We start from the raw sequence: 24,377 nt of genomic DNA on the forward strand, positions 1-24,377 counted from the left end.
GCGAACGATACCTGCCGGGCCGGCGCCGGACCGGGGGACGTGCGCCCGGTCCCCGCCGTTCGACCGGCGCTAGTACGCCAGCAGGCGCGTCGGGCGCTCGACGAGGTCGGCGACGAGCCGCAGGAAGGCCGACGCCTCCGCGCCGTCACACACCCGGTGGTCGAAGGTCAACGACAGGTTGAGGACCGGACGCGCCACGACCGCCCCGTCGACCACCCACGGACGATCCGTGATCCGGCCGACACCCAGGATGCCGGCCTCCGGGTGGTTGACGATCGGTCCTCCACCATCGATGCCGAAGGCACCGAAGTTCGACACGGAGAACGTGCTGCCGACCAGCTCGGCGGGCGGCAGCTCACCCGCCCGGGCAGCCCCGGCGACGCGTGTCACCTCGGCCGCGAGCTCGAGGATCGAGCGCCGACCCGCGTCACGGACGACAGGTACCAGCAGGCCCCGGTCGGTCTGCGTCGCCACCCCCAGGTCGATCCGCTCGTGGTACACGATCTCGCGGGCCTCGGCATCGAAGCTGCCGTTGAGCTGTGGCACGCGCCCGAGCGCCACCGCACAGGCCCGCAGGATCACCGCGAGCGGTGTGACGCGCACAGCGGGGTGATCGGCCACGAGCTCGTCCCGCAGCGCCAGCATGGCGGTCGCGTCGACGTCGACCCAGCACGACGCTGCGGGGATCTCGCGCCAGGCGACCGAGAGGTGATCGGCGATCCGCGCGCGCACCCCCGTCACGGCCTCGCGGCGGCCGGCATCGGCGGTCCCTGCGGCGTCGGCGTCGGTCGGTGTGCCCACACCGGCGGCCGCCGACGATGCCACGTCGGCCGGCGCCGCCGTGTCGGCCGCCGCGCCCGACGCGTTCGCGGCGGCGTGCACGTCGTCGCGCGTGATCCGACCCTCCGGCCCGGTGCCGTGCACCTGCCCAAGGTCGACGCCGAGATCCTTCGCGAGCTTGCGCACCGGCGGCTTGGCCCGCGGCCGGCTCGTGGGCCTGGCGCTGCCGTCGTGGCGTGCGCGCGTGCGCCGGCGTCGGCTGCGTCCACGGCCGGTGCCGTACCCCACCAGCACGTTGCCGCTCGCGTCGTCGCCCGCCGCCGACGACGTCGACGGTTCCGCACCGTTGTCGGCGGCCCGTGCGAGCTGGTCCCCCGCGGCTGGCGTCGCGTCCTCCCCGGCCAGTCGCTCCGCGGTCCCCTCGCCGTCGGTGTCCACCGACAGCACGGCGGTACCGACCTCGACCTCCTCGCCCTCGGTGGCATGGAGATCGGTGATCGTACCGGCGAACGGCGTCGGGAGTTCGACGGTGGCCTTGGCGGTTTCGACCTCGGCCACGACCTGGTCCTCGGCGATCTCGTCGCCGACCGCGACGAGCCACGTGACGATGGTCGCCTCGGTCAGGCCCTCTCCGAGATCGGGCATCTGCACCTGTCTGGTCGTCATCGCACGGCCTCCTAGTAGCTCAGGCTGCGCTCGACGGCGTCGAGCACGCGATCGACGTCGGGCAGGTGGTAGTGCTCGAGTTGCGCCGGCGGGTACGGGATGTCGAAGCCACCGACCCGCAGGACCGGCGCCTCCAGCGTCCAGAAGGCCTGCTCCACGACCTCGGCGGCGATCTCGGCCCCCATGCCGCCGAACACGCTGGCCTCATGCACGACGATCGCGTGACCGGTCTGCTCGACCGCAGCGGCGATCGTCGCGATGTCGAGCGGCACGAGCGTCCGCACGTCGACGACCTGCAGGTCCCAGCCCTCCTCCGCTGCGGCGTCTGCGGCCTCCAGGCAGGTCGCGACCGTGGGGCCGTATGCGATCAGCGTCGCGGTGGTCCCCTGTCGCCGTACGACCGCCGTCCCCATGGGCTCTGTCGAGACCGGCAGGTCGACATCCTCCTTGGACCAGTACCGCCGCTTCGGTTCGAAGAACACCACCGGATCCGGCGAGGCGATCGAGTCCCGCAGCAGCCCGTAGGCGTCGGACGGCGTCGACGGCGTCACGATCCGCAGGCCCGCCGTGTGCGCGTACAGCGCCTCCGGGCTCTCCGAGTGGTGCTCAACCGCTCCGATGCCGCCGCCGAACGGGATGCGCACCACGACGGGCAGCTGCACCGCTCCGCGCGAGCGGTTCGGGATCTTGGCCAGGTGTGAGGTGATCTGTTCGAAGGCGGGGTAGCTGAACCCGTCGAACTGGAGCTCGACGACGGGCCGGTAGCCGTACATGGCCATCCCGATCGCCGTGCCCACGATGCCCGACTCGGCGAGCGGCGTGTCGAAGCAGCGGCCCTCGCCGAAGCGCTCCATCAGCCTGTCGGTCACGCGGAACACGCCGCCGAGGGCGGCGACGTCCTCGCCGAACACGACCACACGGTCATCATCGTCCATCGCGTCGTGCAGCGCGCGGTTCAGCGCCCCTGCCATGGTGACCGCCGCCATCAGGACCGCTCCCCCGCCAGCTCGGCGGCGAGCAGGGACCGCTGGGCGGCCAACTGCTGGGTCGGCTCGGACGCCACGTGATCGAACAGCTCGAGCGGATCGCCGTGCGGTTCGTCGTAGATGGCCGACCGCACCGCCTGTGCCTCGGCACGGGCCGCCTTGCTGACGGTCTCGGCGACGTCGTCGTCGAGCAGACCCCGGTCGCGCAGGAAGGCCTCGTAGCGGGAGATCGGGTCCCGCGCCCGCCAATGCTCGAGCTCGTCGTCGTCCCGGTAGCGCGTCGGGTCGTCCGACGTCGTGTGGGCCTCCATGCGGTACGTGATCGCCTCGATAAGCACCGGCCCGTCGCCGGCCCGCGCGTGCTCCAGCGCGCGTCGGGTGACCGCGTAGCTGGCCAGCACATCGTTGCCGTCGCACACGTAGCCGGGCATGCCGTAGCCGACGGCCTTGTGGGCAATGCTGGCCGCCGCCGTCTGACGGGTCAGCGGCACGCTGATCGCGTACTGGTTGTTCTGGATGAAGAAGACACACGGTGCGGCGAACACCGCGGCGAAGTTGAACGCCTCGTGCGCGTCGCCCTCGCTGGTGGCCCCGTCACCCATGTAGCTGACGACGCAGCAGTCGGCGTCGTCGAGGCGGGCGCCCATCGCGAACCCGGCGGCGTGGAGCGCCTGCGTCGCGATCGGGATGGAGATCAGACCGAAGTGGTGTTTGGTGGGATCGTGGGTGCCGTGCCACGTGCCGCGGTACACCCGTAGCAGGTCGGCGGGATCGACGCCCCGCACGACGGCGACACCGAGCTCGCGGTACGAGGGGAACACCCAGTCCTGGGGAGCCAGCGCGAAGGCGCTGCCAATCTGGGCGCCCTCCTGGCCACGCAGCGAGGCGTAGACGCCCAACTGGCCCTGCCGCTGCAGCGTGATGGCCTGGGTGTCGACCTGACGCGCGATGACCATCGCGCGGTACAGCCCGAGCAACTGCTCGTCATCGAGGTCGATCGGCCAGTCGGGATCTTCGGTGTACGTGCCGTCGACATCGAGCAGCCTGATCGGCGGCCCGGTGGGCAGCAGCGTGCGAGGATCGGGGGTGGATGGATCAGAAACCATGGCGACTCCTTCGGTCCGTGCGGCCGGGATCGCCGTGCCACACACGTCGTCGGAGCGCGAGATCGGAGCCTGCTGGTGCGCATCGGCCCCGACGCGGCCACCGGGCGGGTCGCGTCCGTTGACCGCAGCGCTTGTCACAAGGGTACGAGATCCGTCCGGCGTGCGAAACCTTGTTGAACGATCGCCGCGACCGAGGACTGACGACCGCGAGGATGATCACGTGACCACCCACCCCCAGCCCGCCCTGCTGCTCATCGCCCACGGAACCCGCGATCCCGCCGGTGCGACCGAGATGGCCACGCTCGTGGGACACGTGCGCGAGCGCGTCGACGCGCCGGTCGAGGCCGCGTGGCTCGAGGACTTCGCCGAACCGGACGCCACGACGGCGGCGGCCCGCCTCGTCGACGACGGCGCCGGACGGATCGTGACCGTGCCGTTCCTGGTGCTGGGCGCGGGGCACGCCAAGACCGATGTGCCGGAGGCGGTGGCACGGGTGCGCGCCGAACTGGCGCACGTCGAGGTCGTGCACGGACGCGTGCTCGGCCTGCATCCGACGCTGTTCGATCTGGCCTGCGAGAGGATCGACGCGGTGTCAGACGGCGACCGGACCGACGAGGTGCTCGTCGTGACCGGCGCCGGCTCCAGCGACCCGGACGCCAACGGCGACCTCGCGAAGGCGGCCAGGCTGCTGGCCGAGTTGACCGGACACCGGTGGGCCGAGATCGCGTACGCGGGCGTGACCTGGCCGAGGGCAGACGCGCTGTTCGAGCGGCTGCAGCGCGCCGGCGTGCGCCGGGTCGTGCGCTTCTCGTGGTCGCTGCTGGCCGGGCTGCTCGAGCGTCGCGTCGATGGCTGGGCGGACACGGCGATCGCCGATGGCCTGGAGATCGCCGACGCGGGTCGCTTCGGACCCGATCCGCTGGTCGCCGACGTGGTCGTCGCCCGCTACCGCGAGACCATCGACGGCGACCCCCGCATGAACTGCGACCTGTGCGCCTACCGCCGTCCGCTGCCTGGGTTCGAGGGGCGCGTCGGCCTGCGATCCGCGGGCGGACTCGGCACCGCCGTCCACCCGTCGGGCATCGGCTGACCCGCGGCGTTAGTAGCCGGCGTCCGGATCGACGGTACCGATCAGTTCCTCGCCGGCGGCGAAGCGGCGGACGTTGTCGGCGATGCGGGCCGACAGCAGCGGCTTGGCCATGTCCTCGGTGTTCGCCGTGTGGGGCGTGATCAGGCAGTTCGGCAGCCGCCACAGCGGGTGGCCGTCGGGCAGCGGCTCGGGATCCGTGACGTCCAGTGCTGCACCGCCGATCACGTCCTCGCGCAGTGCGACCACGAGATCCTCGGTCACGACGTGCGCGCCGCGCGCGACGTTCACCAGCCAGGCGTGCGGCTCCATCAGCTCGAACTCGACCCGGGAGATCACCCCGACCGTCTCCGGCGTGAGCGCGAGCGCGAGCACGACGACGTCCGCGCCCTTGAGCGCCTCGTACCGGTGGTCGAACGCCAGCACCCGGTCGACGCCCTCCATCGGCCCGGCCGTGCGACGCACGACCGTGATCGAGCAGTCGAACGGTTGCAGCAGACGGACCAGCTCGGACGTGATGCCCCCGGCACCGAAGATGGTCACCGCGCCGCCGAGCAGGCTGATGCCCGCCTGCGACGTCCAGGTCACCTCCTGCGCGAAGCGCGGCAGCTCCCGCAGACCCGCCAGCGCCAGGGCCAGCGCGTGCTCGGCGACGGGCTCGGCGTAGACGCCCTTGCCGGAGGTCCACACGCGGTCGTGGTCGAACACACCCGCCTCTGCGTAGGGTTCGACGCCGGCCCACGGCAGCTGCACCCACTCGATGCCGCTGTGATGCGTCAGGACGTCGGTCAACGCGTGGGGGTCGTCGGGATCGGTCCACACCAGCGCCCGGGCATCGGGCAGGTCGACGACGTCACCGCCGCCGTCACGGACCGCGTCGACGATGTAGCCACGGGTGCCCTCTGGCATGACGGCGATCGGAACGGCGCTCACGTGTGCTTCCTGTGTCGTCGTGGTCGGTCAAGGGGTCGGCGCATTCTCTCACGTCCACCGGGCGGTTGACGACAGGCGTGGGAACGGCGGTCGCTGGACGCCGACCGCCCGGTCGCGCGCGGGACGCGCCGGTTGGATGTGTGGCGCGTGGCCCGCGGCCGCGGCGTCGCCCGGGCCGGAGAGGGGTCTGTCAGACGTGCGGCAGGCTGATCGTGCGCGCCTGCGTCGAGCCGATCGCGTCCGCGATGCGCCTGGCGATGGCCGGCGAGACGGCCGAATCGGTGGTCATCGCGATGAGCGCGTCGCCACCCATCTCGTGCCGCCCGACCTGCATCGTCGCGATGTTGATGTTCTCGGCACCGAGCAGCCCGCCGATCGTGCCGATCACGCCCGGCCGGTCGACGTAGCGGAAGAACAACATGTGGTCGCTGGGCTCCATGTCGACCTCGAAGCCCCAGAGCTCGACGATCCGCTCCTTGTTGTTCGGGCCCACGACCGTGCCGGACACGGCGTGGTCGCCGTTGGCGGTCAGGCGGACGAGCGACACGTAGTCCCGCGGCGCCGACGACGTCATCGTGGTCAGCTTCAATCCGCGCTCCTCCGCGGTCAGTGGCGCGTTGACGTAGGTGACGGGCTCGTCGACCACATCGCTGAGCAGGCCGGTCAGCGCGGCGAGGTTCAACGCACTGGTGTCCTCGTCGGCGATCCGGCCGCGGTACTCGACGGTGATCGAGCTGGTGACGCCCTCGTAGAGTGCGGTGAACAGCCGACCGAGCGTGGTCGTCAGACCCATGAACGCGCGCACGTGATCGGTGACCGTGGTCGACACCTGCAGGTTGACCGCGCTCGGGACGAACTCACCCTGCAGCGCGAGATCGACCGCCTCGGCGACCATCACACCGGCCTTGTCCTGTGCCTGCTTGGTCGACGCGCCCAGGTGCGGGGTCACGACGACGTTGGGCAGGTCGAACAGCGGCGACGCCGTGAGCGGCTCGGTCGAGAACACATCCAGTGCCGCGCCGCCCAGGGTTCCGTCGGCCAGTGCCGTCGCGAGTGCGTCCTCGTCGACGATGCCCCCGCGCGCGGTGTTGACCAGCATCCCGTCCGGTCCGAGCGCGCGCAGCTCCGCCGCGCCCACGATGCCCACGGTGTCGGAGGTCCGCGGGAGGTGGACCGTGACCACGTCGGCGATCTCGCACAGTTGCGCGGGCGAGCCCACGAGCTGGATGCCCAGCTGATCTGCTCGCTCGGTGGACACGTAGGGGTCGTAGGCGGCCAGCCGCATCCCGAACGCCGCGCACCGCTGCGCCACGAGCGTGCCGACCCGGCCCAGTCCCATCACGCCGAGCGTCCGTCCGTGCAGCTCGACACCCTGGAACGCACTGCGCTCCCACCCTCCGGCGCGCAGGCTGTAGTCGGCCGCCGGAACCCGACGCGCGAGCGACAGCAGGATGGCGATCGTGTGCTCCGCGGCGCTGATCGTGTTCGACTGCGGGGCGTTGCAGACCAGGATGCCCCGCGCCGTGGCCGCCTCGATATCGATGTTGTCGACACCGATGCCCGCTCGCGCGATGACCTTCAGGCGGTCGGCAGCGGCGATGACCTCGGCGGTGATGGTCGTGGCGGAACGGATCACCACGGCGTCGTAGGCGCCGACGATCTCGACGAGCTCGGCGCCGGACAGCCCGGGGCGGACGTCGACGTCGTGGGACCGCTCGAGCGCCGCGACTCCGGCCGCGGACAACTTGTCGGCGACGAGCACACGCATGACAGGACCTCGCTGAGGTGGGATCAGAATCCAGAGTAGACAGTTCGTGCCAGGTTTCACAAAGGCCTGCGGAGACGGCCGGCGCCGGGTCCGCGTGTATCGAACGCGCCGCTCGCCCGCAGCGCCTCGCACAGGTCGCGGGTCACGGCCGCGCGGTTCAGCGTGTACACGTGCAGGCCGGGCGCGCCGGCGGCCAACAGGTCACGACCGAGCGCGATCGCACGGGACGTGCCGAGCGCGCGCACGGCTGCGGGGTCGTCCTCGACGGCACGGAAGGCCGCATCCAGCTCCGCAGGGATCGTGGCGCCCGCGGCCGCTGCGAAGCGGCGTGTCTGCGCGGGGTTCGTCACCGGCAGGAGCCCGGGCACGACCGGCGTGTCACAGCCGATCGCCCGCAACTCGTCGACCAGCGCGATGTACTGCTTGACGTCGAAGAAGAACTGGGTGATGGCGTACGACGCGCCGGCGGCGCACTTCGCAGCGAGGTGTGCGACGTCGGCCTCCCGCGACGGCGACGCCGGGTGCCCCTCGGGGAACGCCGCGACGCCGACCTCGAACCCGCCCTGGTGCCGCAGCAGCGCGACGAGCTCGGACGCGTACCGGAACCCGCCGGCGACCGCGGTCCACTCCCCCGCCGGTCCGTCGGGCGGGTCGCCCCGCAGCGCCAGCACGTCGGTGATGCCCCGCTCCGCCAGGTCGTGCGCCACCGCCGTCAGCTCGCCGCGCGTCGCTCCGACGCACGTCAGGTGCATGACCGGCCGCAGGTCGGTGCGGTCGCGGATGTGCTCGACGATCCCGCGCGTCCGGTCGCGCGTCGAGCCACCGGCCCCGTAGGTGACGGAGACAAAGTCGGGTGTCAGCTCGGCGAGGTCGTCGATGGTGCGCCACAGGGTGCGCCGGCCCTGATCGGTCTTCGGTGGGAAGAACTCGAACGACAGGGTCGGCGCCCCGGTCCGCAATGACGACGAGATCGGTGCACGCATGAGCGCAGCGTAGTCAGCACGTCCCGGGCGCTCCGATCACGCGGCGGGGAAACAGTGGGTACCGGATCCCGGTCTCCCCACGCGTCGCGGCCGAACGCTCAGTCGTCCTCGTCGGGCAGCCAGCTCATCATCGAGCGCAGCGTGCGACCGACCTCCTCGATCGGGTGGTCCGCCTGGCGACGTCGCTGCGCGTTGAAGCTGGGCCTGCCCGCTGCGTTCTCCAGTATCCATTCGCGGGCGAAGGAGCCGTCCTGGATCCGGGTCAGTGTCTCGCGCATCCGCTCCTTGACGCCGGCATCGACGACATACCCGCCACGCGAGTAGTCGCCGTACTCCGCAGTGTCCGACACCGAGTAGCGCATGCGCGCCAGACCACCCTCGTAGAACAGATCGACGATCAGCTTGAGCTCGTGGAGGCACTCGAAGTAGGCGATCTCGGGCTGGTAGCCGGCTTCGGTCAGCGTCTCGAACGCCTTCTGGACCAGGCTGGACACGCCGCCGCACAGCACGGTCTGCTCGCCGAACAGGTCGGTCTCGGTCTCCTCGGCGAACGTGGTCTCCAGCACGCCGGCACGGGCGGCGCCGATGCCTCTGGCGTAGGCCAGCGTCAGCGCGTGGGCGTTGCCGGTGGCGTCCTGGTGCACCGCCATGAGCGCCGGTACTCCGGTGCCCTCGGTGAAGGTCCGTCGCACGAGGTGCCCGGGGCCCTTCGGCGCCACCATGCAGACGTCGACACCCACGGGCGGGACGATCTGCCCGAAGTGGATGTTGAACCCGTGGGCGAAGAACAGCGCGTTGCCCTCCACCAGGCCAGGCTCGACCTCCGCGCGGTACACCTCCGGCTGCACGGTGTCGGGCATCAGCATCATCACGATGTCCGCACGCTTGGCCGCGTCGGCCACCGAGGTGACCTCGAGCCCGGCATCGCGGGCGCGGCCCGCGCTCGACGATCCCTCGTGGAGGCCGACGATGACGGCCACACCCGACTCGGTGAGGTTGCGGGCGTGGGCGTGGCCCTGCGAGCCGAAGCCGAGGACGGCAACGATGCGGTCGGCGAGCGTGTCGAGGGCGGCGTCGTCCTCGTAGTGGATCTGGACCATCGGCTCTCTCTACTTTCCGTTCGTGACAGGTCGGGACTAGGCGGAGCGTTGCAGGCGCAGGGTGCGGCCCTCGGTGATGCTGCGGGAACCGCGCCCGAGCGCGATCATGCCGGATCGCACGAGCTCGCGGATGCCGTAGGGCTCGAGCAACCGGACCAGCGCCCCGAGCTTGTCGACCGATCCGGTCACCTCGACGGTGACCGACTCGACGTCGACGTCGACGACCTTCGCGCGGAAGACGTCGGCGATCTCGATGATCTCGCTGCGTGTCGTGCCGGTCGCGGCGACCTTGATCAGCTGAAGTTCCCGCTGCACCGCCTCCGCGGGCGACAGCTCGACGATCTTGAGGACGTTGATCAGCTTGTTGAGCTGCTTGGTGACCTGCTCGAGCGGCGAGTGCTCGGCGTCGACCACGATCGTCATACGTGAGACGTGCGGGGACTCGGTCGTGCCGACCGACAGCGACTCGATGTTGAAGCCCCGGCGGCTGAACAACCCGGCGACGCGCGCGAGCACGCCCGGCTTGTTCTCGACCAGGACGCTCAGCGTGTGCATGCTCATGTCTGTGACTCCTGTGGACCGTCGACGACTATGAGGGCGGGACCATCGGCAGGCCTGCGCCACCGGGTTCGCCGGCGCCGCCCTTGGGCAGGTCCTGACGCCGATGCCACTCCTCGAGCGACTCGATCACGTCGTCGTTGCTGCCACCGGCCGGCACGAACGGGAAGACCTTCTCGGTCGGGTCGACGCGGAAGTCGACCAGCACAGGTGCGTCCCCGACGGCGAACGCCTTGTCCAGCGTCTGGTCGACGTCCTCCGCGCGCTCGCAGCGGTAGCCCACACAGCCCATGGCGTCGGCGAGCTTGACGAGGTCGGGGACCTCGGCACCGAGATCGATCTGCGAGTAGCGCTGCTCGTAGAACAGCTCCTGCCACTGGCGGACCATGCCCAGCACCCCGTTGTTGATGACGCAGAAGATGACCGGGATCCGTTCGGTGCTCGCCGTCGCGAGCTCCTGCAGGGTCATCTGGAAGCTGCCGTCACCGTCGATCGCGACGACGGGGACCTCGGGCCGGCCGACCTTCGCGCCGATGGCGGCGGGGACGCAGAACCCCATGGTCCCCAGTCCGCCGGAGTTGATCCAGGTGCGGGGCGTGCGGTAGCGGATCAGCTGGCTGGCCCACATCTGGTGCTGGCCGACACCGCTCACCACGATGCCGCCGCCGTCCAGCTTTCGGCCAATCGCCTGGATGACCGTCTGCGGCTTGAGCGGCCCGTCGGGCTGCTGGTCCCACCGGAGCGGATGGTCGGTGCGCCAGGCGTCGAGCTGCCGCCACCACTCGTCGAGGACGGCGGCCTCGGCGCCATCGGCCTGCAGGCGCTTGACCGCCTCGGTCATCTGGCTGACGACCACGCCCGCGTCACCGACGATCGGCACGTCGGGCTCGCGGTTCTTGCCGATCTCCGCCGGATCGATGTCGACGTGGATCACCCGCGCGTCCGGCGCGAAGCTCGACAGGTCGCCGGTCACGCGGTCGTCGAACCGGGTGCCCAGGGCGATCAGCAGATCTGCGCGCTGCAGCGCGGTGATGGCGGTCCAGTGCCCGTGCATGCCGGGCATGCCGAGGTGCTGCGGGTGGTCGTCCGGGAACACGCCGCGAGCCATGAGCGTCGTCACGACCGGCAGCCGCAGCAGTTCCGCGAGCGCGCGCAGCTCGTCGTGGGCCTCGGCCCTGATCAGGCCGCCGCCGGCGTAGATGACGGGGCGCCGTGCGGCGAGGATCTCCCGCGCGGCCTCACGGACCATCCTGCTGTGTCCGCGGACGGTCGGGCGGTAGCCCGGCAGGCTGAGCTGATCGGGATAGCGGTAGTCGAAGGTCTCGACGAGCACGTCCTTGGGAAGGTCGACCAGCACCGGGCCGGGCCGACCGGTCGAGGCGATGTGGAACGCCTCCTTGATCGCCCCGGCGATGCGGGCCGGGTCAGCGACGAGTTCGTTGTGCTTGGTCACCGGCATGGTGATGCCTGTGATGTCAGCCTCCTGGAACGCGTCGCCACCGACCGCCGGGCGTGCGACCTGGCCCGTGATCGCGACGATCGGGACCGAGTCCATGTGCGCGTCGGCCAGCGCGGTGACCAGGTTGGTCCCGCCCGGACCCGACGTCGCCATGACGACACCGACCCGTCCGGTCGCGTGGGCGAACCCCTCGGCCATGTGCCCCGCGCCCTGCTCGTGACGCGCCAGCACGTGACGCATCGACGAGTCGAGCAACGGGTCGTACGCCGGCAGGATCGCACCTCCGGGATGGCCGAAGATGACGTCCACGCCTTCGGCCTCCAAGGTCGCGATCACTGCCTGTGCACCGGTCATCTGCATGGGCGCTGACCCTTCTCACATCTTTGCGGAGCCTGGTACCACGGACCTGCGGCCTGATGCTGTCGAATCGACGTCGAGGCCAGGACCGTGCGGGCGATGAAAAAGCCCTTCGCCTGGTCGGCGGAGGGCTGCTGGCTGATCGTCGCTGTGCTGACTACCGTCCTCCGACCGGGCGCGCGATACGTACGAGCGCGGCGAGCCGCAGGCGGTCATCGCGGTACCGGCTCATGTCCTCGTCCTCGCAGTCGCACGCCGACGGCGTGACGGTCACGTCATCAGCAGTGTGCGCCGTCGAGCTGCGCATTGCAACCCACACCGACCGTAGTCCGGAGGCTTCGGCCAGTGCAGGCCGGGAGCATGCCGATGACGGCGTCGCGATCAACACCCAGTCATGGGCTGCACACGCATCGTCAGGCGCCACAATCCGACGTGGCCGAGCGTCCAGTGCGCACGTCAAGGCCCGGGACCCTTCCCACTGGCGCGGAATCGAGTACAGTGGTGCCCACCGCAAGGCACCATGCGGGGGGCGGGTTCCCGCCCCCTCCCCCCGCAGCCGGTGCATCTGTCTCCGCCATCGGCGTGCATCGATGGCGCCACCCGCGGGCCCAGCGCCAGGTCGGGAGACCGCTGCCTGTGAGCACCCGTCCGGGCGCGCCCGCGGCCGGCCGGGACGGGCTCAGCGCACCAGGCCGTGGCGCATCGCGGTCACCACAGCCTGCACGCGGTCGTCCGCCTTCAGCTTCGCGTAGATGCGCGAGAGGTGGCTCTTGACCGTCTCCTCGCTGATGCACAGCGCATCGGCGATGTCACGCGTCGTGCCGCCGGTCGCCATGACCTCGAGCACCTCCTGCTCGCGGTGCGTCAGCGGCTCGATGCCGGCGTGGATCGCCAGCGGACCGACGCGTTCCAGGAACGGCCGTGTCACGTCAGGGTGCAGGAAGCCCTTGCCCGCCGCCACCGCGCGCACCGCCTGGATGAGCTCCCTGCGGCGCACGTTCTTCGGCAGGTACCCGGCGACGCCGGCCGCCACGGCGCGTGTGACGGTGTCGTGGTCGATGAACATCGTCAGCGCCATCATCCGCGTCGGGACGTCGTGCTCGAGGATCTGGCGTACCGCGGTCAGCCCGTCCATGCCGATCAGGTTCACGTCCACGAGTGCGAGGTCCGGCCGCTGGGCCAGCACGACCTCGACCAACTGCTCACCCGACGTGACGATGGCCTGGACCTGCATGTCGTCCTCGAACGACAGCATGGTGGCGATCCCGTCCGCGACCACGCCGTGATCCTCGGCGATGACGATGCGGATGACCGCTCTGCCGGTCGCGGGCGGATCGATGACCGGGGCGGCGAACGTCACCACGTCGGCACCTCGAGACGCACGGTCGTGCCGGCTCCATGTACACCGGAGATGTCGAAGCTGCCCCGCGCGAGCTCGGCGCGTTGCCGCATCAGCGCGAGCCCGTGACTACGCGTCCCGACCCGCGTCGCGTCAAAGCCCCGACCGTCGTCCTGCATGAGTACCACCAGCCTACCCTCGTCGAGCTGGAACTCGACCTGCACCTTGGTCGCCTCGGCGTGCTTCTCGACGTTCGCCAGGCAGCCGCGCACGGTCTCGTATGTCAGCAGCTCGACGGCGAAGGGCAGATCGGGCAGGTTCGACGGTGCCACCACGCTGGCACGGATGCCCGTGCGCGCCTGCAGGTCGGCGATCAGCTTGCGCAGCCCGTCGGCCAGGGTCCCGGGCACCAGCGTGCTGCGGCGCAGATCCTCGAGCGTGTCACGCAGCGTGCAGATCCCGTCGCTGACGCCGGTCGTCGCCTTCTCGATGATGACGCTGGCGCGATCCAGCTGACCCATCTCGATGAGCATGCCGACGTTGTCGATCTGCATCTGCGCCGCGGCGAACAGCGGCAGGACATCGTCGTGCACCGACATCGCGATGCGGCTGCGCTCCCGCGTGCCCTCTTCGAGGATCCGGCCCGTCAGCGCCGTCCGCGCACGCTCGGTCTCCGCCAGCTCACGTTCGAGGTCGAGCCGACTCCACGTCAGGCCGATCAGCGAGGCCGCAGCCTCCAGCCCCGCCCGCGTCGGCCCGTCGACGGACTCGGAGACCGCGATGACCGCCGGTTCCGAACCAGCGATCGGGACGACCGTCGCACCGGTTGCCTCACCGGAGCGGTCGACGCGCACCGTATGCCGGCCGGTCGCCCGCAGCACCGCCTCGGCGGTGGGTTCGACCGTGTCGTGCGTGCGGATCCTGAGCAGATCGGTGCTCAGCAGGTTGAGCATCTCCAGCTCGTGCACACGCACCGCCAGCTCCTCGGCGCGGTCCTGTGCCTCCCGTGCCGACTGCTGCGCGCGGTGGCTGAGCCACAGTGGCGCCGCCAGCAGGACGACCGACCAGAACCCCACATCGCGCACCAGCACAGCAAGCAGCAGCGACAACGGCGCGGAAACCGCCGCGTTCAGGGCGAACTTCGGCATGGGATTGACGGTGCCGGCCAACGCCGTGCGCGGGGACAGACCGCGTCTCACCGTCAGCATGAGCGCGATGAACAGGTCGTTGGAGACCTCGAAGACCACGAAGCCAAGGGCCGCCGCAACGATGAGACGCCACGCGGCACCGTCGTCGACCAGTGGCGTGACCGCCCACGCGACAAGGGCCCCTGCGAGCGCCATCTGAGACCGGTTGAACAGGGCCATCGCCAGCGTCGCCCGACCGTTGAGCTCCTCACGGCTCAACAGGCCGACCAGTGCGAACAGCACGACAGCACTCGCGGGCAGCAGTAGGGCGGCCGCGACGATGACGATGGACGAGAGCGTGGCGGTCACCTCGAGCTGCGGCAGGAGGCTGATGCGCGTCATCGTGGCCGCTGCGAACAGCGGTACCCACAACAGGCCTGAGAGCAGCACGTCGGAGCTGGGTGGCTCGAACGCGACCACTGCCACGCACGCGGCGAGCAGGACACCGGCGACCACCCGCGACAACATCGCCGACCCCTGCACCGATGTGGTGGGGGGTGGAGAGTACGGGGGCGATAGGTCGTGGTCGGTCACGTGGTGGACAGTCTCCGTCGACCATCGCGGCCCGGCGACCGGCGGCTGCGAGCCAGGCGACGTTGTCGATTGCCTAGGGGAGCTACCTCCACAACGATAAGGGTCGCCGCCTCGGACGGAAGGCGGCGACCTCGAAGATTGCTCGTGGGACCTCTACCATGCCTGCTTGCCACGCTTCATGGGGTCACCTCCTGTAGCTGCTGTGTTGCGGACTGAACAGTCGGAGCGACGCACAACGACTACCCTCAGTAGTCGACCTATCGCTACTCGTGTAACGTACCCACCCCGATTTCACAACTCGATGCGCAACCCGTAAACAACTGCTCAGGACGAGCGGCCTGCGCGCACACTGCGTGAGTCGCACTAGTCCGGCCTCCGGAGACCGTATGAGCGAGCTCGTCTTTTGGCCTTCTGATGGTCACAACGGGCTGGTTTTCGCCTGGGTCGACCGCCGCGACGTCGCCGAACCGCGCGGTAGCGTGGAGCGTTGACGCAGCCCCGGGAGGGCCATCGATGCTGTTGGAGACCATCCGCACGCCACATGACCTGCGCGGGCTCGACGCCGGTCAACTGGAGCAGTTGGCGACCGAGATCCGCGACTTCATCGTCGACGCGGTGTCGCGCACGGGCGGTCACCTGGGATCCAACCTCGGCGCGGTCGAACTGACCTTGGCCGTCCACCGGGTGTTCGACTCCCCCCACGACGTCGTGTTGTGGGATACGGGCCACCAGGCGTATGTCCACAAGATCGTGACGGGCCGGCAGTCGGGCTTCGACGCCCTGAAGCAGGGCGGCGGGCTGTCGGGCTATCCATCGCGCAGCGAGTCCGAGCATGACTGGGTGAGCAACAGCCATGCATCGACGATCCTGAGCTACGCACACGGCATGGCGACCAGCTTCGCGCTGCGCGGCGTCGATCGGCGCGTCGTCGCCGTCATCGGCGATGGAGCCCTGACGGGTGGCATGGCGTTCGAAGCGCTCAACAACCTGGGCCACAGCGGCCGGCGCGTGATCATCGTGCTCAACGACAACGGCCGGTCCTACGCGCCGACCATCTCGCGGCTGGGTGAACATCTGGCACGGCTGCGGCTGAACCCGTCGTACGTGCACGCCCGCCGGGTGCTCGACGACCGTCTGCGCGCGATCGCGGGCGGTGACCTGGCGGTGCAGGGCATCAACAGCATCGGTGCCGCGCTGCGGGAGGTCTTCGAGCCGCACGCGTTCTTCGAGGCCCTCGACGTCCGCTACACCGGGCCGATCGACGGGCACGACATCGCACGGGTCGAGCAGGCGCTACGCCATGCCGCGACGTTCGACGGCCCGATCGTCGTGCACGTCCGCACGCAGAAGGGCCGCGGCTACGCACCGGCCGAGACCGATGTCGAGAAGCGCCTGCACGACGTCTCTGCCTTCGATCCGACCACCGGCAAGAGCGCCAGTCGCGGCAGTGGTCCGACCTACACGCAGGTGTTCTCCGACGCGATGGTCGATCTCGCGGAGCGTCACGACAACCTCGTCGCGCTCACCGCCGCCATGCCCGGCTCAACCGGTCTGCTGCCGCTGGCCGGCCGCCACCCCGAGCGGGTGATCGACGTGGGCATCGCCGAGCAGCACGCGGTCACCGCGGCCGCCGGCATGGCGATGACGGGGCTGCGTCCCGTGTTCGCCGTGTACTCGACGTTCCTGTCACGCGCGTTCGACCAGATGAACCTGGATGTCGGCCTCCACGGTCAACCCGTCGTGTTCGCCCTCGACCGGGCCGGCATCACCGGACCGGACGGCCCGTCGCACCACGGCGTGCTCGACCTCGCGCTCAGCCTGCGCGTACCGGGCATGACGGTGTTCGCGCCCTCGTCGGCGGGTGAGCTGCGACAGATGCTGGCCGACGCCGTGACGCTCGACGGACCCGCGCTGGTGCGGTTCCCCAAGGGCACGGCGCCGGAGGTGCCCGACGATCAGGTCGGGCGGGGCCTCATGGCACGCCGCATCCGCGGCGGCACGGACGTGTGCTTCCTCGCGGTCGGCAAGATGGTGCCCGCAGCGACGGGGGCCGCCGACCAACTGGCCGCCGACGGCGTGTCGGCCACCGTGTGGGACGTGCGTGTGGTCAAGCCGGCGGACCCGGCGATGCTCGACGACGCCGCGCGCCACGACCTCGTGGTGACCGTCGAGGACGGCGTGCGTCATGGCGGCGCCGGGTCGTACCTGGCCGGCATGCTGGCCGACCGCGACGCCTCCGGCACGGTGCCCCGCCTGCTGCACCTCGGCACCCCGGATGCCTACGTCGATCACGGCAGCGCCGGCCAGATCCACACGGACCTGGGCCTGGACGCCACCGGCATCACCGCGGCCACACGCAAACGCCTGGGCGCGGGCGACAGCGACTGACGCCACCCCCTCGGCGACCCCGACGCGGCACCGAGTCGGCGACGCCCGGCGCGTGCGGGCCCGTCAGGCGGTCGGCGGCACCGGTCGCGGGCGGCGGACGACCTCCCGGGCCGCGACGGCGAGTTTGCGCGTCATCGGCACCGACGCGCGACGGCTGAACACCTGCCAGTCGGCGGCCTCGATGCGGTCGAGGATCTCGCCGTACAGGCGGTGCGCGATGCGGATGCACGCCTGGCTGCGCGGCTCCAGCATCCCCCATCCCTGCTCGGCGCGACGGTACAACGTGCGGGTGCGGTCGCTCTCGAACGCCAGCAGGCGGCGCAACTGGGGTGTGACCTCACGGCGCTCGAAGTGCTCCTCGGTGACACCGAAGCGATCGAGGTCCTCCAACGGCAGGTAGATGCGGCCACGGTCCCAGTCCTCGGCGACGTCGCGCAGGAAGTTCGTCAGCTGGAAGGCGATGCCGAGATCCATCGCACGGTCACGGGCATCCGGGTGGCGGGCACCGAGCACCGGCAGCATCATCGCGCCGATCACCGCTGCCGACCCGTGGACGTAGGTGTACAGATCGTCGTACGTCTCATAGCGCGTGACGGTCAGATCCATCGCCATCGACCGCAGGAACGCCCGCAGATCGTCGTGATCGATGCCGAGCTCGGTGACCGTGGCGATGACCGCCTTGAGCACCGGGTCGTCGCTGTGGCCGACCGCCAGTGACGCCAGGAACCCGTCACTCCACTGCTCGAGCGCGGCCCGCCGCTGCATGGCGGACCATCCGAGGTCGAAGTGGTCCACCAGGTCGTCGGCGTAGCGGGCGAAGCCGTACAGCGCGTGGACGTGGTGACGGCGATCGCGTGGCAGGAACCGCGTGGCGAAGTAGTACGTGCGACCGTGCGCGGCGTTCAGTCGCCGACACAGCTCGTAGCTGGCGTCCAGATCAACCGGGCTCCCGGCCGGCGCGCCGTCCGCGACGATCTCCGTCGACGGGGGAGGGTGGTGGTAGCCCGGCCCGCCACCGCTGCCCGGCCGCTCACCGCCGACGCCGTCGACCCGCGCCGTCACGCGCACCCTCGCGCACGCCCGGTCAGCACGCGCTCGGCCGCCAACCTGCCCGACACCAGCACCATCGGCACGCCGACGCCGGGGACGGTGCCCGACCCGACGAAGACGACACCGTCGACCGTCGGCGCCACGTTGCGCGGCCGGAACGGTCCGGTCTGGCCGAAGTGGTGGCTCGCTGCGAACGGCGTGCCGGCGGCCATGCCCCGGCGTCGCCAGTCGGCCGGCGTGACGACCTCGCTGACCACGACCTCCGGTGTGCCGTATCCAGCCTCCTGCAGGCGGCGCACGGCCGCCTGCACCTCGCGCGGACCCTGCGCGTCCCAGTCCAACGGGTCGCCGTGCAGGTTCGGCGCGGGCAGCAGGTAGAAGCCGACCGCGCCGCCGTCGGGAGCCATCGACGGGTCGCCGGCCGTCGGGACCGTGAGGAACCACGAGGGGTCGCGTTGCATCCGTCCGGCGAGCAGATCGTCGAACGACGCACGATAGTCCCGGGCGAAGTGGATGTTGTGGTGCGCGGCGTCCTTGAGCGGGTCCGCCAGTCCCAGGTGCACGACGACGCACGACGGCGAGTAGCGCAGGCGGTTGATGCGCCGGGGTGTGTGCCGCGGGCCGAGCAGATCACGGTACGCGATCGGCAGGTCGGGGTTCAGCACGACGGTGCCGGCGGCGTGCCGCTCGTCGTCAGCGGTCACGACCGCCGTCGCCCGCCCCCCGCGGACCTCCACATCGCGCACGGTCGTGCCCAGGCGCAGGTCGACCCCGCAGCGGACCGCCAGATCGGCCAACGCGCGACTCACGGCGTGGATGCCACCGGCCGGGAAGTACACACCCGCGATGCTGTCCATGTAGGCGATGACGGCGTAGACGCCGAGCGCCTCGTAGGGGCTCATGCCGGCGTACATCGCCTGGAACGTGAACAGGCGCCGCAGGCGCCAGTCGCGCAGATGGCTGGCGACCAGGGGGAACAGCCGCCGGAATCCGCCGAGGCGCACGAGGCGCGCGATCACGGCCGGTCGCGCCAGGTCGAGCACCGAATCGAAGTTGGTGTCGATGAAGTGGTCGTACTCGGCCTCGTACAGGCGCCGCAGGTGGTCGGCGAAGGCCACGAACCGGTCCGCCTCGGCCACGCCGCAGACGGACGCGACCTCCTCGCGCATCGCCTCCACGCTGCCCCGCACGTGCAACTGCGAGCCGTCGTGGAAGCGCGCCCGGTACGCCGGATCGAGGCGCTCGAGCTGCAAATGGTCGGCCATGTCCTCGCCGGCGAGCTCGAACAGCTCCGCGATCAACCCGGGCATCGTCAGCACCGAGGGTCCCGTGTCGAACGTGAACCCGGCGCGCGTCACGCGTCCGGCGCGGCCGCCCGGCACGTCCGCCCGCTCCAGCAGGGTCACGGCGCGACCCGCCACCGCCAGGCGGACCGCCGCGGCGAGGCCGCCGAGTCCGGCGCCGACGACGACGATCCGGTCGTCGGCGGCGCGAGGGCTGCGCTCAGGCATCGCGGAACAGCGCGCGGGCGGCCAGCTGCATCAAGGCCCCGCGGGCGGGGTCGTCGATCTGCTCGGCGGCGCGCAGCGCCTCATCGTGGTGGACCTCGATGCGGTGCTCGATGGTCGCCAACGCACCGCTCTCGGCGACGACGGTGCGCACGTCGTCCGCCATCGCCGTGTCGGCGTGCGGATTGCCGAGGGCACCCTCCAGCACGACGCGCTGTGCGGGCTCAGCGGCCTGCAGCGCCGTGAGCATCAGCATCGTGCGCTTGCCCTGGCGCAGGTCGTCGAGCACACCCTTGCCCGTGTCCTCCGGATCGCCGAAGAGGCCCAGCACGTCGTCGCGCAGCTGGAACGCGACACCGACCGCGTCTCCGTAGCCCACGAGCGCCGTGTCGAGCACGGGGTCGCTCCCGGCGATGGCTGCACCCAGCTGCAGTGGACGGGTGACCGTGTAGCGACCGGCCTTGAGCAGTGCCACCGTGCCCGCCTGGTCGGGACGGGCGTCCGGCGTGGCCGCCAGGACCAGGTCGAGGTACTGCCCGGACATCAGCTCGGTGCGCAGGTCGGTGAACACCCGCCGCGCACGCTGCATGCTCCGGGTGTCGAGTGGCGCGGCGTCGAACAGCTCGTCGGCCCACACGAACGCGAGGTCACCCGCCAGGATCGCCGCGCCGATGCCGAACCAGTCGTCGTCACCACGGAGACCGGTCGCCCGGTGCTGTGCGGCGAGGGCGACGTGCACCGCAGGCTGACCCCTTCGGCGCGTGCTGCGGTCCATGACGTCGTCGTGGATCAACGCGAAGCTCTGCAGGAGCTCGAACGCGGCCGCCGTGTACCACACGTCGGAGGTGTGGGGAGCGCCGCCGGCGCGGTACCCCCAGTACACGAACGCGGGTCGCATGCGCTTGCCGCCCGACAGCACCAGCGACGTGATCGACCGGGCCACCGGACGCAGTCGCGCGTCCAGCGCCACGAGCTCGCGCTCGCGGACTCCGAGGAACTCCGCGAGCAGCGCGTCGACGGGTTCGCGTACCACGGTCAGCGCGTCCGTGGCGGCGTCGAGCGCCGATGTGGTGTCAACCATCGGATCGGTCCGGCGCGCGGTCCCGTCGCCTCATGCCGTCTCCTCGACGCGGCGTGTGACTGGCAATGCTAGGCCTGCCCTGACGCCGACGCGGCGCCGTCGACGAGCCGGGCGCGCAGGAGCTCGTTGACGAGCGCGGGGTTCGCCTGGCCTCTGCTGGCCTTCATGACAGCACCGACCAGCGCACCGATCGCCTTGTGGTTGCCGTCGCGCACGCGCTGCGCTGCGTCGGGCTGCGCGGCGATCGCGTCATCCACCATGCGCTCCAGCTCGCCGGTGTCCGACACCTGTTCGAGCCCGCGGGCACGACTGACTTCGCGGGGTCCTCCCTCGCCCGCCAGCACGCCGTCGAGCACCTGCCGCGCGAGCCTGGTCGACAGCGTCCCGTCGCCGACCATCGTCACGAGCTCTGCCAGGTCGTCACCGCGCAGCGGCAACGCACCCGGCTCGACGTCGTGCTCGTTGCTCCAGCCGAGCACCTCGTTCGTCAGCCACTTCCCCGCATCGTCGACGGGTGCTCCCGCGTCGACAGCCGCGTCGAACACCTCGGCGAGCCCGACCGAGACCAGGGTGGCGGCCCGCACGGCGTCCAGACCGTGCGTCCGCAGACGCGCCCGCGCTGCGGCTGGCAGTTCGGGCAGTGCGTCGCGCAGCTGCTCGACCCATTCGGACGACGGCTCGACCGCGACCAGATCGGGGTCCGGGAAGTAGCGGTAGTCGAACACCTCCTCCTTGGCGCGCAGCGTCGACGTGGTTCCCGCGTCCTCGTTCCAGTGCCGGGTCTCCTGCGTGACGGCGACGCCGCCTCGCAGCAGATCGGTCTGCCGCTCGATCTCGTGGGTGACGGCGCGGCCCAAGGATCGCACCGAGTTGAGGTTCTTGACCTCGACGCGGGTGCCGAACACCGCGTGTCCCCGCGGACGCAGCGAGATGTTCGCGTCGCACCGCATCGAGCCCTCCTCGAGCTTGGCGTCGCTGATGCCGAGCGCCAGCACGATGGCGCGCAGCTCGGTCAGGTACGCCTGCGCCTGCTCGGCCGAGCGCAGGTCCGGCTCGGAGACGACTTCCAGCAGCGGGATGCCCGCGCGGTTGTAGTCGACCAGGCTGTAGTCGGCACCGTGGATGCGTCCCGACGTGCCCACGTGGACGGTCTTGCCGGTGTCCTCCTCCATGTGCACGCGGTGGATGCCGACGCGGATCGTGCCGCCGCCGACGTCGAGGTCGAGGTGGCCGCGCTCACAGATCGCCACGTCGTACTGGGAGATCTGGTAGTTCTTGGGCATGTCCGGATAGAAGTAGTTCTTCCGGTGGAACTGGCTGTGGTCGATGATCTCGCAGTTCAGCGCCAGCCCCAGGCGGATCGCATACTCGATCGCGCGCGCGTTGGGAACGGGTAGCGATCCGGGCTGGCCCAGGCACACGGCGCATGTGCGGGTGTTGGGCTCACCACCGAACTCGGTGGCGCAGCCGCAGAACATCTTGGTCGCGGTCGACAGCTCGACGTGCACCTCCAGACCGATCACGGCCTCGTAGTCGACTGCCTGCTCGATGGTGCTCATGCGCATCGCCTTCGTCATCCGCGCGTCGCCACCCGCGCCGCCACTGCGCACCACGGCTGCGCAGGACCCGCGACGGACGGCCGCGCTCGCTCAACCATTCGTTGCAGGTGCCACGGGTGGATGCACCGCGTTCGCACCGCGCGCCACCGGGTCGAAACCGAGCTCTGCCTCGAGCCCACGGGCGGCCCGGAACAGCGTCGCCTCATCGAGCAGCGGTGCGACCAGTTGCGCACCGACCGGCAGACCGGTGTCGTCGAGGCCGGCGGGCATCGACAGCGCGGGCAGGCCGGCCAGGCTGGCGGGCACCGTGAACACGTCGTTGAGGTACATCGCCAGCGGATCGTCGGCCTTGGCGCCGATCGGGAACGCCGCGGACGGCGACGTGGGGCTGAGCACGACGTCGCACTGCTCGAATGCCGCCATGTAGTCGCGGATGATCAGCGTCCGCACCCGTTGCGCGCTGACGTAGTACGCGTCGTAGTAGCCGGCCGATAGGGCGTAGGTTCCGATCATGATGCGGCGCAGCACCTCGGGTCCGAAGCCCGCCGAGCGGGTGGCTGCCATCATCGCCTCGGTCGTGTCACCGTCGACCCGCAGGCCGTAGCGCACGCCGTCGTAGCGCGCGAGGTTGCTCGACGCCTCGCTCGGCGCGATCAGGTAGTACGCCGCGATGCCGTACCTCGCGTGCGGCAGCGTCACGTCGACGATGTCGGCACCCAGCTTGCCCAGCAGTTGCGCGGCCTCGCGGACCCGTGCCGCCACGCCCGGCTCGACGCCGTCGCCGAGCGCGTCCGACACGACGCCCACGCGCAGGCCCTGGACGCCACCGTCGAGGGCAGCCAGCACGTCGCCGACGTCGATCGGGATCGACGTGGAGTCCATGGGGTCGTGCCCGGCGATCGCGGTGTACAGGTGCGCCGCGTCGGTCACCGAGCGCGCGAACGGACCGACCTGGTCGAGCGACGACGCGAACGCGATCAGCCCGTACCGGCTGACCCGGCCGTACGTCGGCTTCATGCCGACGACACCGCACAGCGCCGCTGGCTGACGGATCGACCCGCCCGTGTCGGTGCCGATGCCCAGCGGCGCGAAGTGCGCGGCGACCGCGGCGGCGGACCCGCCCGACGACCCACCGGGCACGCGGTCGGTGTCCCACGGGTTGCGCGTGGGGCCGAACGCCGAGTTCTCGGTGGACGAGCCCATCGCGAACTCGTCCATGTTCGTCTTGCCGATCACGATCGCGTCGGCATCGCGCAGGCGAGAGACGACCGTCGCGTCGTACGGCGGGCGGTGCCCCTCCAGCATGCGCGAACCGCACGTCGTGGGCAGCCCGCGGGTGCACAACACGTCCTTGAGCGCCACCGGCACGCCGGCCAGCGCACCGACCGGCTCGCCCCGCACGCGCCGTGCATCGATGTCGCGGGCGTGGTCCAGCGCGGTGTCCGCCAGCACGTCGAGGAAGGCGTGCACCGCCGGATCGTGCTCGGCGACGCGGGCCAGGTGGGCCTCGGTGACCTGCTCCGCGGTCACCTCGCCGGCCGTCAGCAGCCCCAGCAGCGCCGCGGCGTCACCGGCCACCAGCGTCCGATCGTCAACCATCACGCGTCCTCGTCGATGATCCGGGGCACGCGGAACCGGCCGTCTTCGATCGCGGGGCCGGTGGAGCGGGCCTCGTCCGGCGTGAGGGAGGGGCGGACCTCGTCGGGTCGCCAGACGTTGGTCAGTGGGTACGGGTGACTCGTGGGTGGGACGTCCTCGGTCGCGACCTCGCCGATCTGCTCGGCGTAGCCGAGGATGCGCTCGAGCTGGCTCCGCAACTGCTCGAGGTGGTCGTCGTCGAGCGCCACGCGCGCCAGGTTCGCGACGTGGCGGACGTCATCGATGCTCAGACTCATGGGTTGGGTCGCCTGCCCGAGGTAGCGGTGAGCGGGTGTGGAGGTCCCGACGC

General features: G+C 70.9%; 19 protein-coding genes. 2 read left to right on the forward strand and 17 right to left on the reverse strand.

Features of this window, described 5'->3' with window-relative positions:
• Positions 1-69 precede the first annotated feature (69 nt).
• Genes VFZ70_10775 through pdhA form a run of 3 tightly spaced genes read right to left on the reverse strand, consistent with a single transcriptional unit; the run spans position 70 to position 3,538 of the window.
• Positions 70-1,446, reverse strand: coding sequence for a dihydrolipoamide acetyltransferase family protein (locus VFZ70_10775; protein HEX6256278.1), 1,377 nt, complete (start codon positions 1,444-1,446; stop codon positions 70-72).
• 11 nt (positions 1,447-1,457) lie between these two features.
• Entirely contained in the window at positions 1,458-2,432 is a 975-nt protein-coding gene (locus tag VFZ70_10780) for an alpha-ketoacid dehydrogenase subunit beta (protein HEX6256279.1), read from the reverse strand.
• Entirely contained in the window at positions 2,432-3,538 is a 1,107-nt protein-coding gene (gene pdhA / locus VFZ70_10785) for a pyruvate dehydrogenase (acetyl-transferring) E1 component subunit alpha (protein HEX6256280.1), read from the reverse strand. Before pdhA ends, VFZ70_10780 begins: the two co-directional genes overlap by 1 nt.
• 220 nt (positions 3,539-3,758) lie before the next feature.
• Between pdhA and VFZ70_10790 the strand changes: the two genes are divergently transcribed.
• Positions 3,759-4,628, forward strand: a complete 870-nt coding sequence (locus VFZ70_10790) for a sirohydrochlorin chelatase (protein ID HEX6256281.1) — start codon at positions 3,759-3,761, stop codon at positions 4,626-4,628.
• A 9-nt stretch (positions 4,629-4,637) separates the two neighbouring features.
• Here the strand turns inward: VFZ70_10790 and VFZ70_10795 are convergent, their stop codons facing one another.
• The 8 genes from VFZ70_10795 to VFZ70_10830 form a co-directional block, all read right to left on the reverse strand.
• A complete protein-coding gene (locus VFZ70_10795; protein ID HEX6256282.1) occupies positions 4,638-5,558 on the reverse strand; it encodes a D-isomer specific 2-hydroxyacid dehydrogenase family protein in 921 nt (306 codons plus the stop codon).
• Positions 5,559-5,748: 190 nt separating this feature from the next.
• Positions 5,749-7,326 (reverse strand): phosphoglycerate dehydrogenase, encoded by a 1,578-nt coding sequence (gene serA / locus VFZ70_10800; protein ID HEX6256283.1) that lies wholly within the window; start codon positions 7,324-7,326, stop codon positions 5,749-5,751.
• A gap of 56 nt (positions 7,327-7,382) precedes the next feature.
• Complete coding sequence (gene metF / locus VFZ70_10805) at positions 7,383-8,309, reverse strand: methylenetetrahydrofolate reductase [NAD(P)H] (protein HEX6256284.1); 927 nt, start codon at positions 8,307-8,309, stop codon at positions 7,383-7,385.
• A gap of 98 nt (positions 8,310-8,407) precedes the next feature.
• Positions 8,408-9,409: a ketol-acid reductoisomerase gene (gene ilvC, locus VFZ70_10810; GenBank protein ID HEX6256285.1), complete on the reverse strand. Its 1,002-nt coding sequence runs from the start codon at positions 9,407-9,409 to the stop codon at positions 8,408-8,410.
• 36 nt (positions 9,410-9,445) lie between these two features.
• Positions 9,446-9,970 carry an acetolactate synthase small subunit gene (ilvN, locus tag VFZ70_10815; GenBank protein ID HEX6256286.1) on the reverse strand — a complete coding sequence of 175 codons (525 nt, stop codon included), beginning with the start codon at positions 9,968-9,970 and terminating at the stop codon, positions 9,446-9,448.
• Between the two features lie 28 nt (positions 9,971-9,998).
• Positions 9,999-11,786 carry an acetolactate synthase large subunit gene (locus VFZ70_10820; GenBank protein HEX6256287.1) on the reverse strand — a complete coding sequence of 596 codons (1,788 nt, stop codon included), beginning with the start codon at positions 11,784-11,786 and terminating at the stop codon, positions 9,999-10,001.
• Between the two features lie 676 nt (positions 11,787-12,462).
• On the reverse strand, positions 12,463-13,146 hold the full coding sequence (locus VFZ70_10825) for a response regulator transcription factor (GenBank protein ID HEX6256288.1): 684 nt from the start codon (positions 13,144-13,146) through the stop codon (positions 12,463-12,465).
• Positions 13,140-14,777 (reverse strand): ATP-binding protein, encoded by a 1,638-nt coding sequence (locus tag VFZ70_10830; protein ID HEX6256289.1) that lies wholly within the window; start codon positions 14,775-14,777, stop codon positions 13,140-13,142. Before VFZ70_10830 ends, VFZ70_10825 begins: the two co-directional genes overlap by 7 nt.
• Before the next feature lie 579 nt (positions 14,778-15,356).
• On the opposite strand from VFZ70_10830, the gene dxs reads away from it, so the two are divergent.
• Positions 15,357-17,231 (forward strand): 1-deoxy-D-xylulose-5-phosphate synthase, encoded by a 1,875-nt coding sequence (gene dxs, locus VFZ70_10835; GenBank protein ID HEX6256290.1) that lies wholly within the window; start codon positions 15,357-15,359, stop codon positions 17,229-17,231.
• A gap of 63 nt (positions 17,232-17,294) precedes the next feature.
• Here the strand turns inward: dxs and VFZ70_10840 are convergent, their stop codons facing one another.
• The 6 genes from VFZ70_10840 to gatC all read right to left on the reverse strand — a co-directional run bounded on the left by VFZ70_10840 (position 17,295) and on the right by gatC (position 24,324).
• Entirely contained in the window at positions 17,295-18,293 is a 999-nt protein-coding gene (locus VFZ70_10840) for a phytoene/squalene synthase family protein (protein HEX6256291.1), read from the reverse strand.
• Complete coding sequence (gene crtI, locus VFZ70_10845; protein ID HEX6256292.1) at positions 18,290-19,792, reverse strand: phytoene desaturase family protein; 1,503 nt, start codon at positions 19,790-19,792, stop codon at positions 18,290-18,292. The genes VFZ70_10840 and crtI overlap by 4 nt, the downstream gene beginning before the upstream one ends.
• On the reverse strand, positions 19,785-20,870 hold the full coding sequence (locus tag VFZ70_10850) for a polyprenyl synthetase family protein (protein ID HEX6256293.1): 1,086 nt from the start codon (positions 20,868-20,870) through the stop codon (positions 19,785-19,787). The genes crtI and VFZ70_10850 overlap by 8 nt, the downstream gene beginning before the upstream one ends.
• Positions 20,871-20,938: 68 nt before the next feature.
• Positions 20,939-22,429 (reverse strand): Asp-tRNA(Asn)/Glu-tRNA(Gln) amidotransferase subunit GatB, encoded by a 1,491-nt coding sequence (gene gatB / locus VFZ70_10855; GenBank protein ID HEX6256294.1) that lies wholly within the window; start codon positions 22,427-22,429, stop codon positions 20,939-20,941.
• 90 nt (positions 22,430-22,519) lie between these two features.
• Entirely contained in the window at positions 22,520-24,028 is a 1,509-nt protein-coding gene (gene gatA, locus VFZ70_10860; protein ID HEX6256295.1) for an Asp-tRNA(Asn)/Glu-tRNA(Gln) amidotransferase subunit GatA, read from the reverse strand.
• Positions 24,028-24,324, reverse strand: a complete 297-nt coding sequence (gene gatC, locus VFZ70_10865) for an Asp-tRNA(Asn)/Glu-tRNA(Gln) amidotransferase subunit GatC (GenBank protein HEX6256296.1) — start codon at positions 24,322-24,324, stop codon at positions 24,028-24,030. The genes gatA and gatC overlap by 1 nt, the downstream gene beginning before the upstream one ends.
• Between the last annotated feature and the right edge of the window lie 53 nt (positions 24,325-24,377).

This window comes from Euzebyales bacterium (assembly GCA_036374135.1).
In the GTDB taxonomy this organism is placed as follows: domain Bacteria; phylum Actinomycetota; class Nitriliruptoria; order Euzebyales; family JAHELV01; genus JAHELV01.

Coding starts and splice junctions, on each gene's coding strand:
- ilvN (HEX6256286.1), bottom strand. CDS start 9,970: ATGAGCATGCACACGCTGAGCGTCCTGGTCGAGAACAAGCCGGGCGTG.
- VFZ70_10780 (HEX6256279.1), bottom strand. CDS start 2,432: ATGGCGGCGGTCACCATGGCAGGGGCGCTGAACCGCGCGCTGCACGAC.
- serA (HEX6256283.1), bottom strand. CDS start 7,326: ATGCGTGTGCTCGTCGCCGACAAGTTGTCCGCGGCCGGAGTCGCGGCG.
- metF (HEX6256284.1), bottom strand. CDS start 8,309: ATGCGTGCACCGATCTCGTCGTCATTGCGGACCGGGGCGCCGACCCTG.
- gatA (HEX6256295.1), bottom strand. CDS start 24,028: ATGGTTGACGATCGGACGCTGGTGGCCGGTGACGCCGCGGCGCTGCTG.
- VFZ70_10830 (HEX6256289.1), bottom strand. CDS start 14,777: ATGTTGTCGCGGGTGGTCGCCGGTGTCCTGCTCGCCGCGTGCGTGGCA.
- gatC (HEX6256296.1), bottom strand. CDS start 24,324: ATGAGTCTGAGCATCGATGACGTCCGCCACGTCGCGAACCTGGCGCGC.
- pdhA (HEX6256280.1), bottom strand. CDS start 3,538: ATGGTTTCTGATCCATCCACCCCCGATCCTCGCACGCTGCTGCCCACC.
- VFZ70_10850 (HEX6256293.1), bottom strand. CDS start 20,870: ATGGTTGACACCACATCGGCGCTCGACGCCGCCACGGACGCGCTGACC.
- ilvC (HEX6256285.1), bottom strand. CDS start 9,409: ATGGTCCAGATCCACTACGAGGACGACGCCGCCCTCGACACGCTCGCC.
- VFZ70_10820 (HEX6256287.1), bottom strand. CDS start 11,786: ATGCAGATGACCGGTGCACAGGCAGTGATCGCGACCTTGGAGGCCGAA.
- gatB (HEX6256294.1), bottom strand. CDS start 22,429: ATGAGCACCATCGAGCAGGCAGTCGACTACGAGGCCGTGATCGGTCTG.
- dxs (HEX6256290.1), top strand. CDS start 15,357: ATGCTGTTGGAGACCATCCGCACGCCACATGACCTGCGCGGGCTCGAC.
- VFZ70_10775 (HEX6256278.1), bottom strand. CDS start 1,446: ATGACGACCAGACAGGTGCAGATGCCCGATCTCGGAGAGGGCCTGACC.
- crtI (HEX6256292.1), bottom strand. CDS start 19,792: ATGCCTGAGCGCAGCCCTCGCGCCGCCGACGACCGGATCGTCGTCGTC.